At 71.9% G+C, this 13367-nt stretch carries 15 protein-coding genes; 6 read left to right on the top strand and 9 right to left on the bottom strand.

What is annotated here, in order from left to right; genetic code table 11:
* Window positions 1–4 precede the first annotated feature (4 nt).
* Together HAV40_RS10110 and HAV40_RS10105 are read right to left on the bottom strand one after the other, a co-directional pair.
* A complete protein-coding gene (locus tag HAV40_RS10110) occupies window positions 5–976 on the bottom strand; it encodes an ArsR/SmtB family transcription factor (protein ID WP_166380599.1) in 972 nt (323 codons plus the stop codon).
* Between the two features lie 198 nt (window positions 977–1174).
* Window positions 1175–2323 carry a peptidoglycan recognition protein family protein gene (locus tag HAV40_RS10105; protein ID WP_166380598.1) on the bottom strand — a complete coding sequence of 383 codons (1149 nt, stop codon included), beginning with the start codon at window positions 2321–2323 and terminating at the stop codon, window positions 1175–1177.
* Window positions 2324–2568: 245 nt separating this feature from the next.
* Between HAV40_RS10105 and HAV40_RS10100 the strand changes: the two genes are divergently transcribed.
* The 3 genes from HAV40_RS10100 to HAV40_RS10090 all read left to right on the top strand — a co-directional run bounded on the left by HAV40_RS10100 (window position 2569) and on the right by HAV40_RS10090 (window position 4535).
* On the top strand, window positions 2569–3117 hold the full coding sequence (locus tag HAV40_RS10100) for an RICIN domain-containing protein (RefSeq protein WP_166380597.1): 549 nt from the start codon (window positions 2569–2571) through the stop codon (window positions 3115–3117).
* A 154-nt stretch (window positions 3118–3271) separates the two neighbouring features.
* A complete protein-coding gene (locus HAV40_RS10095; RefSeq protein ID WP_166380596.1) occupies window positions 3272–3823 on the top strand; it encodes an EF-hand domain-containing protein in 552 nt (183 codons plus the stop codon).
* Between the two features lie 124 nt (window positions 3824–3947).
* Window positions 3948–4535 carry a dihydrofolate reductase family protein gene (locus HAV40_RS10090; protein WP_239085664.1) on the top strand — a complete coding sequence of 196 codons (588 nt, stop codon included), beginning with the start codon at window positions 3948–3950 and terminating at the stop codon, window positions 4533–4535.
* Window positions 4536–4545: 10 nt separating this feature from the next.
* Here HAV40_RS10090 and HAV40_RS10085 read toward each other — a convergent pair whose 3' ends face one another.
* The 3 genes from HAV40_RS10085 to HAV40_RS10075 form a co-directional block, all read right to left on the bottom strand.
* Window positions 4546–4872 (bottom strand): STAS domain-containing protein, encoded by a 327-nt coding sequence (locus tag HAV40_RS10085; RefSeq protein ID WP_166380595.1) that lies wholly within the window; start codon window positions 4870–4872, stop codon window positions 4546–4548.
* Complete coding sequence (locus HAV40_RS10080; RefSeq protein WP_166380594.1) at window positions 4869–7259, bottom strand: SpoIIE family protein phosphatase; 2391 nt, start codon at window positions 7257–7259, stop codon at window positions 4869–4871. The genes HAV40_RS10085 and HAV40_RS10080 overlap by 4 nt, the downstream gene beginning before the upstream one ends.
* Before the next feature lie 108 nt (window positions 7260–7367).
* Entirely contained in the window at window positions 7368–7757 is a 390-nt protein-coding gene (locus tag HAV40_RS10075; protein ID WP_166380593.1) for a TraR/DksA family transcriptional regulator, read from the bottom strand.
* A gap of 269 nt (window positions 7758–8026) precedes the next feature.
* On the opposite strand from HAV40_RS10075, the gene HAV40_RS10070 reads away from it, so the two are divergent.
* The gene (locus HAV40_RS10070; protein ID WP_166380592.1) at window positions 8027–8407 is read left to right on the top strand and encodes an ATP-binding protein; all 381 of its coding nucleotides are present in this window, start codon (window positions 8027–8029) and stop codon (window positions 8405–8407) included.
* Between the two features lie 8 nt (window positions 8408–8415).
* Here HAV40_RS10070 and HAV40_RS10065 read toward each other — a convergent pair whose 3' ends face one another.
* Entirely contained in the window at window positions 8416–8760 is a 345-nt protein-coding gene (locus HAV40_RS10065; protein WP_166380591.1) for an STAS domain-containing protein, read from the bottom strand.
* Window positions 8761–8908: 148 nt separating this feature from the next.
* Here HAV40_RS10065 and HAV40_RS10060 point away from each other — a divergent pair, with 148 nt between their 5' ends.
* Window positions 8909–9319 (top strand): ATP-binding protein, encoded by a 411-nt coding sequence (locus tag HAV40_RS10060; protein WP_166380590.1) that lies wholly within the window; start codon window positions 8909–8911, stop codon window positions 9317–9319.
* Window positions 9320–9344: 25 nt separating this feature from the next.
* On the opposite strand, the gene HAV40_RS10055 is transcribed toward HAV40_RS10060, so the two are convergent.
* Both HAV40_RS10055 and HAV40_RS10050 read right to left on the bottom strand, forming a co-directional pair.
* Window positions 9345–10352, bottom strand: a complete 1008-nt coding sequence (locus tag HAV40_RS10055) for a cobalamin B12-binding domain-containing protein (protein WP_239085665.1) — start codon at window positions 10350–10352, stop codon at window positions 9345–9347.
* Between the two features lie 5 nt (window positions 10353–10357).
* Window positions 10358–12028: a SpoIIE family protein phosphatase gene (locus HAV40_RS10050; protein ID WP_166380588.1), complete on the bottom strand. Its 1671-nt coding sequence runs from the start codon at window positions 12026–12028 to the stop codon at window positions 10358–10360.
* 263 nt (window positions 12029–12291) lie between these two features.
* Between HAV40_RS10050 and HAV40_RS10045 the strand changes: the two genes are divergently transcribed.
* Complete coding sequence (locus HAV40_RS10045) at window positions 12292–12870, top strand: hypothetical protein (RefSeq protein ID WP_166380587.1); 579 nt, start codon at window positions 12292–12294, stop codon at window positions 12868–12870.
* A gap of 69 nt (window positions 12871–12939) precedes the next feature.
* On the opposite strand, the gene HAV40_RS10040 is transcribed toward HAV40_RS10045, so the two are convergent.
* Entirely contained in the window at window positions 12940–13341 is a 402-nt protein-coding gene (locus HAV40_RS10040; protein ID WP_239085733.1) for a PRC-barrel domain containing protein, read from the bottom strand.
* Window positions 13342–13367: the final 26 nt, after the last annotated feature.

Below are 13367 nucleotides of genomic sequence, written 5' to 3'. Positions count from 1 at the left end.
GCCGTCACCCGGCGAGCCCCGGCTCCAGCAGCGCGGTCCCGAGCGGGGTGAGGGTGTGCAGGACCGCTTTGCCGACCCGGCCGGTCTGGATCAGCCCGGCGGTGCGCAGCACGGTGGTGTGCTGGCTGATCGACGAGGCGCTGACCCCGACCCGGCGGGCCAGTTCCGTGGTGGTGCTGCCCTGACCGATGGACTCCAGGACCGCGGTGCGGGTGTCGCCGATCAGCGGCGCCAGTGACATCCGCGGCGGGAGCACCATCGCGGACACGGCCAGGCTGTGCTCGACGGGATACACCAGCACCTGCGGCAGGGTGCTGTCGAGCAGGACGTCGGGGGTGTTCATCGAGATGTAGGACGGCACCAGCAGCAGCCCGCGCCCGTCGAGGTGGACGTCCTGATCACGCAGCACCGCGACCGTCAGCACCGGCGGCGACCACTGCATCAACGGCAGGTAGCTGCTCAGCAGCCCGTCGACGCCGCCGTCCAGGAACGCGCGGGCCCGCCGGGCGCGGTCGGCGTCGATGTGCGCCTGCGCCTGCGGCCAGAACGGCTCGATCGCGGCGTGGAAGTGGCGGCGGATCGCGTCGGCCAGCCGCTGCAGGGTCTCACGGTCGCCGTCGGCCAGCCGCGCGGTCCACCCCGGCAGCCGATGCCGGGCCGCGAGGATCGCCAGTTCCTCGCGCAGCCGCGACCGGGGCGTGCTCAGCAGCGCGTCGAGTCCCGCGTCGAGGCCGAGGCCGCCCTCGCTGGGGGTGAGGAAGTCGGGAAAGTATCCGCCGGGCACCAGCGCGCCCAGCACGGCCAGATCGTCACGGGAACAGGCCAGCGTCGCGGCTCGCCGCCACTCGTGGAAGGCCAGCGGCAGCGACCGGTCCTGCAGCCGGAAGATGCTGAGCACCGTCTCCCACAGGGGATCGGGCTGTGACAGCACCCGTACGCGGGCGAAGTCCTCGGGCGCGAAATGAATCCGCAGCACAGCGGCCGCCCTCCCCATAGCGATCACCGCATCGACGGCAGTGACGCTAATGGCGAGGGAGATGTGTCGCAACCCGACAGACGTGACGGGTATGCCATTCCGGGCAGCCTCAGCACCGAGCGCGGACGGCTGCTCCTACGTCGACCTGCGATGGCTGCGGACCGGTCGTGTCGTTGCCCCCGGTAGCTGTCGCATTTGTCACCCGGCGAAGGCCGCCCGGCGGTCCGTGGCCGACAGCACGGCGGCGACATCCGTGCGGATGCCGGTCAGCCAGCCCGCCAGCAGGTCTCCCGGGCATTCGGTCGCGCCCCAGTCCCGGTGCCCGGCGATGGCGGGCACGGTCCGGCGCAGTCCGCTGATCGGGTTGACGTAGCCGACGCTGGCCAGCGGGTTGATCCGGGACCAGCCCGCCAGCCCGGCCAGGACCAGGACCAGGCTGTGCCGGGCGGCGGCCGTGGGTTCGCGCTGCATGAAGTTGCCCAGCAGCACGACGCCCACGTTGCCCGCGTTGTAACCGCCCACGTGCGCGCCGTTGACCATCCACCCGGCCGGGTCGAAGCCGGGCAGCACGTCACCGCCGGACCACCGCCCCTCGTACACCGTGCCCGCCTCGTCGATGAGCAGGTGGTAGCCGAAGTCGCCGTAGCCGAGGTCGACGGCCTGGTACCGGTAGATGGAACGCATCCGCGCGACCGGGTCGGGGTCGTCGTTGGCCGTCGCCGTGTGGTGCACGGTGAACCCCTGCACCGGCCAGTACGAACACGGGGTGATCTCGGCCCCGCCCGCGCCGAAGCGCAGCGACTCGTCGGCGCCCCAGGCCGCGCGGCTCAGATACGTCCGCCCGAACAGCGAGGTCCGTCCGTCGGTGCCCGCCGACGCGGCGGCCAGAGCAGGACCGTCCGTGCCGTTCAGGGCGACCGCGCGGGCACTGTCGGCCAGGTCCAGTTCGTACGCCGGTGCGCCCGGTGCCGTGACCAGGGCCAGCTGCTCGGTCGCCGGGCCGGTGTCACCCGCGCCTGCGGGGCAGCCCGGCGTCACCGTCTGCCAGGTGCCCCAGCGGCCCTGCCGGTCGGCGAAGCGCAGCCGCCCGGCCCGGCCGTGCGCGGGCCATCGCACGCCGACGGTCTGCACCGCGAACCCTGGCCGCGCCGTCCCGTCCGTACCGGGCGTGGCCAGGGTCCTGGTGACCGGTCGACCGCCGCCTGCGGGACGCGGGCCGGGGTCGGCCGCCGTGGCCGGGTGGGCTCCGGCGAGGACCGTGGCCGCGCCCACCCCCAGCGCACCGATCAGCGCGCGCCTGCCCACCCCGTCGCCGACCGCCTCGACATCGCCGCCATCGCTTCGCACAGCCACTCCTCCGCATCCTGCCGACCCGGCACCCGGCCGAGTCCTCCGCAGCGATCGTCGTGACTGGGCAGCCGCCGCGGCAATACCTTTCAGTCGAGGCTGAAAAGATGCTCCCGCTCCTGCTCAGCGCCAGGTTTCAGGCTCGCCTACAAGGTGTGGCAGCCGCCCGGCGGGCCGCCTGAGGATGACGTCGTGCCGCGGTGCCCAAGGCCCGCACCGCCCCGACACGAGATGGAGTGCAGCAGATGCGTACCAGAAGGATGCTTGAGGTCGGCGCAGCCTGCCTCGTCGCGCTGGCGGCCGTGTTCGCCATGCCCACCCCCGCCAGCGCCGCGGTCAACACGTACATCAGCGTGACGCCGCAGCCCCAGGGGCCGTCCAGGATGGTGCTGGACGTGCTGGACGCCAACCCGGCGAACGGGACCCCCGTGCAGCTGTGGGAGCGCAACTACAAGACCCAGCAGTACTGGACCATCCACCACGTCGGTTACTACAACGGCTACGACGTGTACGAGTTCCACAGCAACATCGCCGACAAGTGCCTCGACATGGCCATCGACGGCCCTCCGGGCAACGGCACCCGGGTGCAGACCTGGACGTGCAGCGGGGGCTCCAACCAGCGGTGGTACGCGGAGAACGTCTCCGGCGGCGACTTCGTGAGCTGGCGGCCGCTGCACAACATGCGCAACAAGAACCTCTGCCTCGACCTGCTCAACGGCCAGTACGGCAACGGGGCGCGGCTGCAGGTATTCACCTGCCAGGGCACCTGGAACCAGCGCTTCAACGTCTACTGACAGGAACCGTGGCCGGTGCACCGCACCCGCCGAAAGTCACGACCCGGCCCCGAGGCGCGTCATCGGCCTCGGGGCCGGGTCGTGTCGCCGTCGCCTTCCGCGCGACACGCCGACGATCTCCCCGGACCGCGCCGCCACGGTGACTACCCTGCTGGTGATCAAGCAATTCATCTCTTACGGGGGCATCATGGACATGGACATCTCGGACCGCATCCGCCTGCGTTTCAACCTGCTCGACGCCGACGGCAACGGCGTGCTCGAAGCCGAGGACTTCGCCGCGGTAGCCGACCGGATCATCCTGGCGGCCGGCGCGGACGCGACCGACCCGAAGGCCGCCGCCCTGCGCGCCGCACACGACCGGTACTGGCAGAGCCTGCGCTCGGCGAGCCCCGCCGAGCGGATCGACCTGCCGGCCTACGCCGCCATCGTGGCCGCCGACGGCTGGTTCCCGCAGTACGGCCAGCAGTACGCGCAGTCGCTGGCCGACATCTGCGACCGCGACGGTGACGGCCAGATCAGTTTCACCGAGTTCCAGCCGGTCATGGTCGCCGTGGGCTTCGCCGCGGACAAGGTGCAGCGCCTGTTCTCCTCCTTCGACCAGGACGGCAGCGGCAGCATCGACCGCGCCGAGTGGGTCGCGGGCATCGCCGAGTTCTACGACCCCACCGTGACCGGTTCGGTCACCGAGGTCCTCGTCAACGCCTGACCGCGCGCAACGGGCCGGGAGCGCCGCCGTCCACGGCGGGGCTCCCGGTCGCCGGGGTGCCGCTTCGCGCGTGGTGTGACAGGCTGGGGACCGGTTTCGATTCGCCGGCCAAGCGGAGGTCGCGGTGCCCGGATCAGTGTCGATGCTCTACATGGCGATGTCGCTGGACGGATACATCGCAGGCCCGGGCGACGGGCCGGACAACCCCGGCGGCGAGGGTTTCACGCGGCTTCACGACTGGTTCGTCGACGCGGACGGCAAGTTCGTCCGGCCGTCCGGACCGGACGCGGAGCTCTACGACGAGCTGGAGACGTTCGGCGCGGTGCTGGCGGGCAGGCGCACCGTGGAGCAGGTCGACCACTGGGGCGGCGACCATCACGGCAGGCCCGTCTTCGTGCCCAGCCATCGTCCGCCGGGCCCGTCGGTGGCGAACTATCCGCTGGTCACCTACGTCAGCGACGGGATCGTCAGCGCGATGGCGCAGGCGAAGGCCGCCGCGGGCGACCGGTACGTGCTGGTGCACGGCGCGTACACGGCGCAACGGGCGCTGGCGGCCGGGGTGCTCGACGAGCTGCAGATCAGCCAGATTCCGGTGTTGTTCGGCGGCGGCCGCCGCCTGTTCGACGTGCTGCCCGCACGCCTCGAACTGGAGATCGTCCGGGTGATCGACACGCCGCAGGCGACTCACCTGCGATACCGCGTCCTGCGCTGACCCGCGCCCGCTACGGCAGGGTCGGGCGGACGTCCAGGTCGCGGTCCATGCCGGTCAGGGCGAGCAGGCTGCCGGCGACGCCCGACGGTGGGGCGATGACGGTCAGCGCGGTGCCGGTCCGGGTGAGGTCGTCGGCCAGCCGCTGGAGCATGCTCAGGGCCTGGCTGTCGAGGAACGCGACCTCGGTGAGGTCCACGTACGCGGCCGAGGCGTCGCCGATACCGGCTCGCAGTCGCGGGTCGAGGGCTGGGACGTTGGACATGTCCAGCTCACCGCTGATGCGTACCAGGGGCCGGTCCCGGTGGGTGGCCACGACGATCTGTGCCAGGTCGCTCATGCGGCAGGTCCGTTCGGTGAAAGTCGAAGCCGGATGGTGGTGCCACCGGCGGTGGTGTGCCGTTCGAACGTGTCACTGACCCGGCGCATGATCATTATGCCGCGGCCGCGGTCGCTGCCCGGATGGGCCGGTGAACGCCAGCTGCCGGTGTCGGCGATGGCGACCACCAGGGTGCCGTCGGGCTCCTGGCTGACGGTCACGCTGACAGACCGTGGCGTCTGGCCGAGGTAGGCGTGTTCGATCGCGTTGGCGGCCGCCTCGCCGACCGCCAGCATCAGCCTGGCCACCGTGGTGTCGGCGACGTGGCGCACGGCGCACCACGCGGTCAGCGAACGGCGCATTCCACTGAGCTCGGTGGCGTCCGCGCGCAGTTCACGCCGGTACGGCTGGGCCACCGCGCGCAGGCAGAGCACGACGGTGTCGTCGGTGCGCTGCCGTTCACCCCCCAGGGCACTGATCAGCCGGCTACAGAACTGTTCGACAGGAAGATGGTGCAGCTCGACCGCCGCCCGGGCGAGGCGTTCCAGGCCCACGGTGATCGGCTCCCGGCGGCGTTCGATGAGCCCGTCGGAGTACAGCACCAGGGTGGCACCGGGTTCCAGCCGGTCGGTGGCGTCAGGGCGCTGATCGTCGACCTTTCCGGTGAGCGGGCCCGATCGTCCGCCGTCGAGCCAGCGAGCGCTGCCGTCGGCGTCGATGACGAGCATGGGCGGATGCCCCGCCGAGGCATAGCGCAGCCGTCCGCTGGCCGGGTCGTACTGGGCGTAGCAGGCGGTGGCGAAATGTGCGCCGTCGACCTCCCGCGCGAACCGGTCGAACTGCGACAGCAGCTCACCTGGGCCCGCCGAGTGCGGCGCCAGAGCCGCCATGGCCACCCGCAGCGCCCCCATCGCGATGGCGGCGTCGAGACCGTGGCCGACCACGTCGCCGACGGTGATCGCGAGCTGGCCGTCGGGCAGGGCGAACGCGTCATACCAGTCGCCGCCGACCTCCAGCGCGACGGTTCCGGCCTCGTACCGGGCACAGACGGCCGTGCCCGCCGGACTCTCGACGGCCCGTGGCAGCAGCGCCCGCTGCAGCCGCAGGGCGACCTGGTGTTCCTCCTCGCGCAGGACCTCGTCGGCCCGGCGGCGGTCGTCGATGTCGGTGGCCACACCGAACCACTTGAGCACCGACCCGGCCCCGTCGCTGAGCGGCACGATGCGCATCAGGAACCAGCGGAAACCGCCCGAGCGCTGCCGCAGCCGCAGCTCGCCTTCGAACGCGGCGCAGCGGGCCTCGGCCCGCGCGAGGTCGGCGCGCAGTCCCGCCGCCTCGTCAGGGTGCGCGGCGGCGGTCAGCATGGCCCAGTGGTCCATGCCGTCGGGGTCCACGCCGGTGGAGGTGGTCCAGTTCTCGTTGGCGAACTCGACCGAACCGTCGCAGCGGCCCACCCAGACCAACTGGGGAGCCACCTCGACCACCTCACGGAACCGCAGTTCGCTCTGGCGGAGCTCCTTTTCGGCCTGGGCGCGCTCGACGGCGGCCCAGGTCCGTTCCGCGACCTCCTCGACCAGTGCCAGCTCGCCGGGCTGCCAGGTGCGTGGCGTGCTCTGGTGCAGCATCAGCGTCGCGACGTGCGAGCCCTCCTTCACCAGGGGGACCGCCGCGAACGCCCGGACGTCGGTGGCCGGGTAGGCCAGCCGTTCGGCCTCACTGACCCGGGCGTCGGTGCGCACGTCGGTGACGGTGATCGCACGCCCGGCCCGCCACTCGGCGAACAGACCCGCCCCGAAGTCGTCGGCCCGGTAACGGCCGGCGATGCTGGCGACGCCGGGATCGTGGAAGTCCCGCTCGACGACGTAGTAGTCGCTGTCCGGCTCGTGGGTGACGTCGAGGTACAGCGCCCGGCTCACCGACAGGTGACGGCCGAGCAGGTCGGCCGAGCGCGTCTTGATCTCCGCCGGGTCGGTCAGGGCCCGCAGCGTCTCGCTCACCGTGAACAGGAAGTCCCGGCGGGCCTCGGCCTCGTAGCGTTCGGTCACCTCCGCCGCGACCCCGACCAGGCGGTACGGCACGGGCGGGTCCCCGGTGAAGAAGGCACGGGCGGAGACCGCGACCCAGTGGTAGCCGCCGTGGGACTGCATGACGCGGATGTCCTCACGCAGCTCGCGCGCGCCGCCGGGGTCGAACGCCGCGGCCACCGCGTCGGCGTAGCGGCCGCGGTCATCGGGATGGATCATCGAGGCCAGGGCCGCCGACAGCGACAGCGTCCCGTCCTTGGGCAGGTTGAACAGCTCGAGCATCCGCTCGTCGGGTTCCCCGCGATCGTCGGCATACCAGACGAAGGTTCCCAGGCGGGCCGCGTCCAGCGCCAGCTGCAGCCGCTCCTCCTTCGACGTCTCCATGGCCAACAATCTAGCGGCTCCCGCCGGGGCACCTCGGACACAGCGAAGCCCGTACCTCCCTGGGCGGGGCACGGGCCGTCGCTGCGGATCATTCAGCCGATCGCCGCGTCAGCGGCGCTTCTCCAGCGCGCTCTGGCACGGCACGCAGTGCGTCGCCCACGGCATCACCTCCAGGCGGATCACCGGCACCTGCTGCCCGCACCTGGCGCACACCCCGAACGTTCCCGCCTCCAGCCGCGACAGCGCGGTCTGCAGCTTCTCCAGCTGCTCGGACAGGGCCGCAGTCAGCATGGCCTGCTCGGCACTCTCCACGACCAGAGTCCCCGCGTCGGCGGCGTCGCCGCTGCCGGTCTCACCGGCCAGCACCGTGACGGTCTGCTCCCGCAGACTGCGCAGCCGCTCGGCCGTGTCGTCGTGGCGCTGCCGCAGCAGCCGGGCGATATCGGCCAGGTCTGCGCTGCCGGCCACCGCGGTCATCGTCTCCCCCTCAGCGCTCAACTGGACGGCACCTTCCCTTCGCACAACAGGGCCGAACCCGTGGCCGAACACGTTCCGGCCTGGGTCTCCCTGACGGATGAGCGCAGAGCGTAACCAGACCGGTGCCAGGGAGACGAGACACCACGCCGTCCGGCATCAACGGGCGATTCGGGCTTTTCGCCGGGGCGCGGGCCACCGCGGACCGAATCCCACGACACGTCAGCCGATCGATGCGCGTTTCCGCCGATGATCGTCCGGGCACGATGACCGTGAGAGCGGAGGTGAGGCTGGTGTCGTCAGCGAACTTGCAATTCAGTGTTCCGGCGGGCGGACAGGGCGTCAGGGCCGCCCGCGACGCGATCAGCGCGGCGGTCAGGCAGTGGGGTTTCACCGACCCCGGGTGGGTGTACGAGATCTGTGCGGTGACCACCGAACTGGTCAACAATGCCGTCTGTCACGGTGGCGGATGCCGAGGGGTGGCGCTGAGCGCCGACGACGCCTCGGTCACCGTGCACGTCACCGACAGTTCGCCCGCCGAGCCGCGGCAACGGCCCGGGGCGTACGGCCTGGCGATCGTCGCGGCGTTCGCGCGGGCCTTCGACACCACCCGGCTGCCTGCGGGAAAGCGCGTCTGGGCGACCATGCGCCCCTGCCCGGCGATCCGGGCCTGAGCCGTGGGTCAGCGACTGCCGGGATCGGGCTGTTCGGGCACGGTGAGCAGGGACATCACGCCCGTGACCTCCAGCACCCTCAGCACCATCCCGGTGGCGTTGACGACATACAGGTGGTGGCCGAGCGCCTGCGCCGTGGAGCGGGCGTCGATGAAGGTCCGGATGCCGGTCGAGTCCAGGAACGTCAGCTCGGTGAAGTCGACGTCGGTGCGGGGCGACTGCTTGACCGCGTCGAGCAGCTCGGCGTGCAGGTCGTCGGCGACCATCATGTCGATCTCGCCGCGCACGTGTACGACGATCCGGTCGTCCTCGACCTGCCGCCGCATCGCGAAACGTTCCTCGGTGTCACTCATCACCGCTATTAACTCACCCGCCGAAGCGGCGCCGCAACAGGCCCCCGGCTGGTTCGCGTACCGGATTCACACAGCTCAAACACAGCTTGGGCGCGGCCGCGCCGGTGCCCTGGTTTGGTGACCGCCATAACTGAGCAATGATCCGTACATGGGACCGGGCTACGGAGTGGGTGAGCGCACCGCGACCGTCGCCCTGCCGACCGGGCCGGCGGCGCCCGGTGCGGCTCGCGCCGAGGTGAGCCGGTTGCTGATCACCTGGGGCCTGACCGACCCGGACTGGCTGGGCCAGGTCAGTGTCGTGGTGAGCGAGCTGATCAGCAACTGCGTGCGCCACGGTGGCGGGTGCCGCGGCCTGACCGTCGAGGCGCGGGGCGGTGACGTCACCTTGACCGCCTCGGACGGTTCGGCGACCCTGCCACGGCAGCGCCCGCACGGCGGTCCGGACGGCGGCCGCGGACTGTGGATCATCGACGAGTTCGCCGACGCCTGGGGAGCCCGCCCGACGCCCGGCGGCAAGCAGGTCTGGGTGCGGCTGCGCGCCCACCCCGATCAGCTGTGAGCAGCCTGCGCAGGAGTCAGGCCGCTCACGACCGGCGGCCCGCCGCCAGCTGGGCGCGGGCCCGGGGAAAGTCATAGAGCTGCTGGGCGTACAGGTCCAGCACGAGATCCACGGACGACGGCGGGACCCCACGGGTGCCCAGCACGACGCGCAGCCACTGCAGAAATGTCGTGAACAGCTCGGTGTCGTCGACGAACAGCGCCGCGCACAGGAACTCGACGATCTGGCCGAGGTCGTACTCGGTGGCCTCCCGCTGGTGCGCGCTGTAACCGGCCAGGGCCGGGAACCGCTGCGCCAGATCGTCCATCGCGGCCGCGACGAGCTGCGTGTTCCGCTTGGCGATCAGGACGTGCTCGTCGTCGCTGACGAACGACTCCCGCAGCGGGTCGTACTGCCCGACGGCGGGCAGCAGCCACGTCCGCAGCACCTCGACCGCCTCTCCCGCGCTGGCGGCCACCCGGTCGGCGCCCAGCCGCAGCCCCCAGCGTGCTGCCGGGCCGAACCCGCGCCCGCCCGCGAGCACCGGGATACCGGCGCCCTGCGCCGCTTCGATGACGCGGTGGGCGGCGGCGAGCCGGGTCGGCACCGAGCAGCTGACCGCCACTACGTCGGGCCCGTGGCGATGCAGGTAGGAGATCAGGTGCGGGCCGGGCACGCTCGCGCCCAGGAAGCGCACGTCCCAGCCGTCCCAGCGGGTGACCTCGGCGAACATGCGGGCGGGCAGCGCATGCCATTCGCCGTCGACGCACGCGACCACGAGCACGCCGCGCCCGGAGTGCTGCGGGCGGTGACGGGCGGCGAGCGCGGCGACGACCTGCTCGCTGACGTGGGTCGCGACGTGCTCCTGGGCGACGCTCCACTCGTTGCGCGCCCACAGCTCGCCGATCCGCGCCTGGGTGGGCGCGACCAGGTCGAGCACCACGTCACGGGGCGGCACGCCGCGCTCGGTGAGGGCGAGCGCGAAGTCGACCGCGGCCGCCTGCGCACCGTCGCCGACCAGTTCCAGGTAGCGGGCCCGATCCGCCGTGGACACCGCCGTCACCTGGCGCCGCCTTCCGGTGGCAGCAGGGCTTGTATGACCAGCACCGCGATGTCGTCCTGGAGCCGGTCGCCGGCCCAGTCGGTGACCTGCTGCGCGACCCGTTCGGCGATGACGGCCGCGGGCGCCCCACGGTACGCCCGGATCTCGGCGGCCAGCCGGTCCGGGCCGAACAGGGGGTGGTCGGCGCTACGGCCGCGCGCCTCGGTGATGCCGTCGGTGAACAGGACCAGCGTCTCACCGGGCAGGAGCGTGAGGTGGGTCTCGCCGAAGGGGGCGTCGAGGATCAGGCCGATCGCGGTGCCCGCCAGGTCGACCTCGGTCACCTGGCCGTCGGCGGCCATGAGCAGCGGCGGGGCGTGTCCGCCGGTCGCGAGCGTGACCTCGACCTCGGCGGCCGCGCCGGTGGCGAACGTGCCGATGACGAGAGTCGCCATGGCCGGCTCGTCGCCGGTCAGCGTCGCCTGGTTGAGCAGGCCGAGCAGCCGCAGCGGGCTGGACTCGGTCAGCCATAGGGCGCGCAGGCTCTGCCGGGTGTTGCCGGACTGCACCGCCGCCTCGATGCCCTTTCCGCACACGTCGCCGAGCACGAACAGCCAGCGGCCGCTGCCGTCGGTGGCCGGGCGTACGTCGTAGAAGTCGCCGCCGACGCGCAGGCGCTCCCACGCGGGGCGGTACGCGGCCCCGAGCGTGACACCAGGCACCGCCGGCAGTTCGGGCGGTTCGACGCTGCGCTGCACGGCCTCTGCGGCGTCGGCCTGCGCCGCGTACAGGGTGGCCGCGCTGATCGCCGCGCCCGCCCGGGCGGCGAACTGGCGCACCAGGTGCGTCTCGACGGTCTCGAACGGGGCGCGGCCCGCGTGCCGGGCCAGGATCAGCGCCCCGGCGGGGCTGGTGTGGCCGGGCAGCGGGACGACCATCGCCGAACCGACCGCACCGAAGCCGGGTGCCAGCAGCGCCCCGATGTCGTCGCCGAGCCGGGGGTCGTCGAGCACACTGAGGCCGGACATAGCCTGGTCCAGGGCGCTGTCGGGCCGTACCGTCCAGCGCGACAGCGCGCCGGTGGACTCGGTGCGGTCCTCGGGACTGACGTCGACGCGGAACCACGGCAGTTCCCGCTCCCCGTCGAGCACCACCACGGCGCAGTCGGCCAGCGCTGGCACGGCCAGCACGGCGGTGGTCCGGGCCGCGCGGACGGGGTTGAGGCAGGAGCCGAGCCGGCGGCTGGCCTCGGACAGGAACGCCGAGCGCCACCGCTCGGCGAGCAGCGCGTCGACGCGCATGACCTGGTCGGTGACGTCGCGCACGTACCACGAGGTCCATTCGCCGGTCGGCACCGCGCGCCCGCGCAGGCGGCGTTCGTCGAGGTCGAGATCGAACGAGCCCGGAGGTCCCTGCAGCACGGTGGCCAGCGGCGGCGCGGTCATGGTCTGGCCGACGGCGACGCCGAGGATCTGCACGGCGGCGGCGTTGGCGACCCGGACGATGCCCGCCCGGTCCACCATGAAGATCATCTCGTCGGAGCCGTCGAGCAGGTCGGCCCACGGCGGACCGTCACCCTCGCCGTCGACGACCGGCTCGGCGACCTCCGCGCCGACGAAGACCTGCTCCGCCCGCGACTCGGGCACCGGGATGTGCGGAAGCCGCATCGTCTTGATCTCTTCTCGCATTCCCCTACCCTGCCACGGCCGATGAAGCCCCGGCGAGGACCGCCGGGGTCCTTGGCGGATACCCCGTTGACGAGTTCCGCAATCCTGACGCGGGAACATTTGCCGTGGACCGCCTATGAAGGAAACGATCCCACGGCCGTAGAACATGACCGGTGGCCACCCGCCGGGCGGCTCGGTTCGCGGCCGGGTGAACCTGCTGCTGCCACCTGCCGGGTAGCGGACAATGAATGGCGTCGCACGCCGGCGGGGAACACCCTTTCGCCATGACGCGTATCCCATTGCACCGATGGATCTCGGCGGCGCTGACGATGCTGCTGACGCCGCTTGTCGCCGCCGCGACCTGCGATGGCCCGATCGTGGCCGCGACGATCAACTACGAGCAGCTCGGCGCCTGCAACGGATTCAAACGGCCGGACGGCGCGACCCAGGCCGCCAAGCCCGGACACGCCTACGTCGTGTTCCGCATCAGCACCGTCACCAACACCAGCACCGGCGCGGCCGATTTCAGCCTCGATCCGGTCCGGCTGTTCGTCAACTCCGACCCCAGGGCGTACGGCGTCGGCACCTATCCGCTCGGCTGGCGGCGTCCGCGCGCGGTCGAGCCCCGGGTGGTGCGCGCCGGGACCGTGGAGACCTTCAACGGCACGGTGACCATGGAGGTGTCCGAGGGAGGCGCCGGGACCGACGGCGCCGCCGCGGCTCAGAACGTCAGCTACTTCCTGTCGCACGAGACCCCGGCCGGAACGCAGGGCGTGCTCATGGCGAAGTCGAACAGCGCGCAGACCTCGTGGAACTACACCAACGACTGCGCGAAGATCGAGGAGTTCTACCCGAACCCGTGACCGGCCACGGTCGGCGTGAACAGCGCCGCGGGCGGTCAGGCCGCAGCCTGCCGCCCGCGGCCGTTCGGTTCAGAGCTGCCGGAACTGCCCGTAGTAGGAGCCCAGCGAGTCGAGGTACGCCCCGTCCTGGTGACGGTCGGCCTCGTACTCGGGCGCGTCCTTGACCTGATCCTTGGTGCATTCGATGTAGACGCGCTCGTCGTCGAGGTCGATGCCCTTGATGACGCCGGCGGGCAGCACCACCTTGCTGCCGAAGATCCACGGGCCGGTGTCGACCACGAGGATCCGCGAGCCCGCCTCCCCGGCCTGCTCGTCGATCTTGCCGATCGAGCCGTCCGTGGCCTCCACCCGGAACCCGGTCAGGTCCCTCTCCCCGCCCTCGACGACGGGTTTGTAGTCCAGCGTCTCGTGATAGTTCCACGGATCCCACGGCGTGGGGTTCATCAGCGCCACGACGGCCTCCTTGCTCATGGTCAAGTACGCCGCCCTTTTACCCA

The sequence above is a fragment of the Catellatospora methionotrophica genome (assembly GCF_011297335.1).
Taxonomy (GTDB): Bacteria; Actinomycetota; Actinomycetes; order Mycobacteriales; family Micromonosporaceae; genus Catellatospora; species Catellatospora methionotrophica.
This window is presented reverse-complemented; position numbering and strand designations above follow the sequence as displayed.

Excerpts from the sequence above, each read along its gene's own strand:
- HAV40_RS10040 (WP_239085733.1), bottom strand. The coding sequence starts at position 13,341 with ATGAGCAAGGAGGCCGTCGTGGCGCTGATGAACCCCACGCCGTGGGAT.
- HAV40_RS10085 (WP_166380595.1), bottom strand. The coding sequence starts at position 4,872 with ATGAGCGACCTGGCACAGATCGTCGTGGCCACCCACCGGGACCGGCCC.
- HAV40_RS10080 (WP_166380594.1), bottom strand. The coding sequence starts at position 7,259 with ATGGAGACGTCGAAGGAGGAGCGGCTGCAGCTGGCGCTGGACGCGGCC.
- HAV40_RS10050 (WP_166380588.1), bottom strand. The coding sequence starts at position 12,028 with ATGCGAGAAGAGATCAAGACGATGCGGCTTCCGCACATCCCGGTGCCC.
- HAV40_RS10060 (WP_166380590.1), top strand. The coding sequence starts at position 8,909 with ATGGGACCGGGCTACGGAGTGGGTGAGCGCACCGCGACCGTCGCCCTG.
- HAV40_RS10045 (WP_166380587.1), top strand. The coding sequence starts at position 12,292 with ATGACGCGTATCCCATTGCACCGATGGATCTCGGCGGCGCTGACGATG.
- HAV40_RS10065 (WP_166380591.1), bottom strand. The coding sequence starts at position 8,760 with ATGAGTGACACCGAGGAACGTTTCGCGATGCGGCGGCAGGTCGAGGAC.
- HAV40_RS10100 (WP_166380597.1), top strand. The coding sequence starts at position 2,569 with ATGCGTACCAGAAGGATGCTTGAGGTCGGCGCAGCCTGCCTCGTCGCG.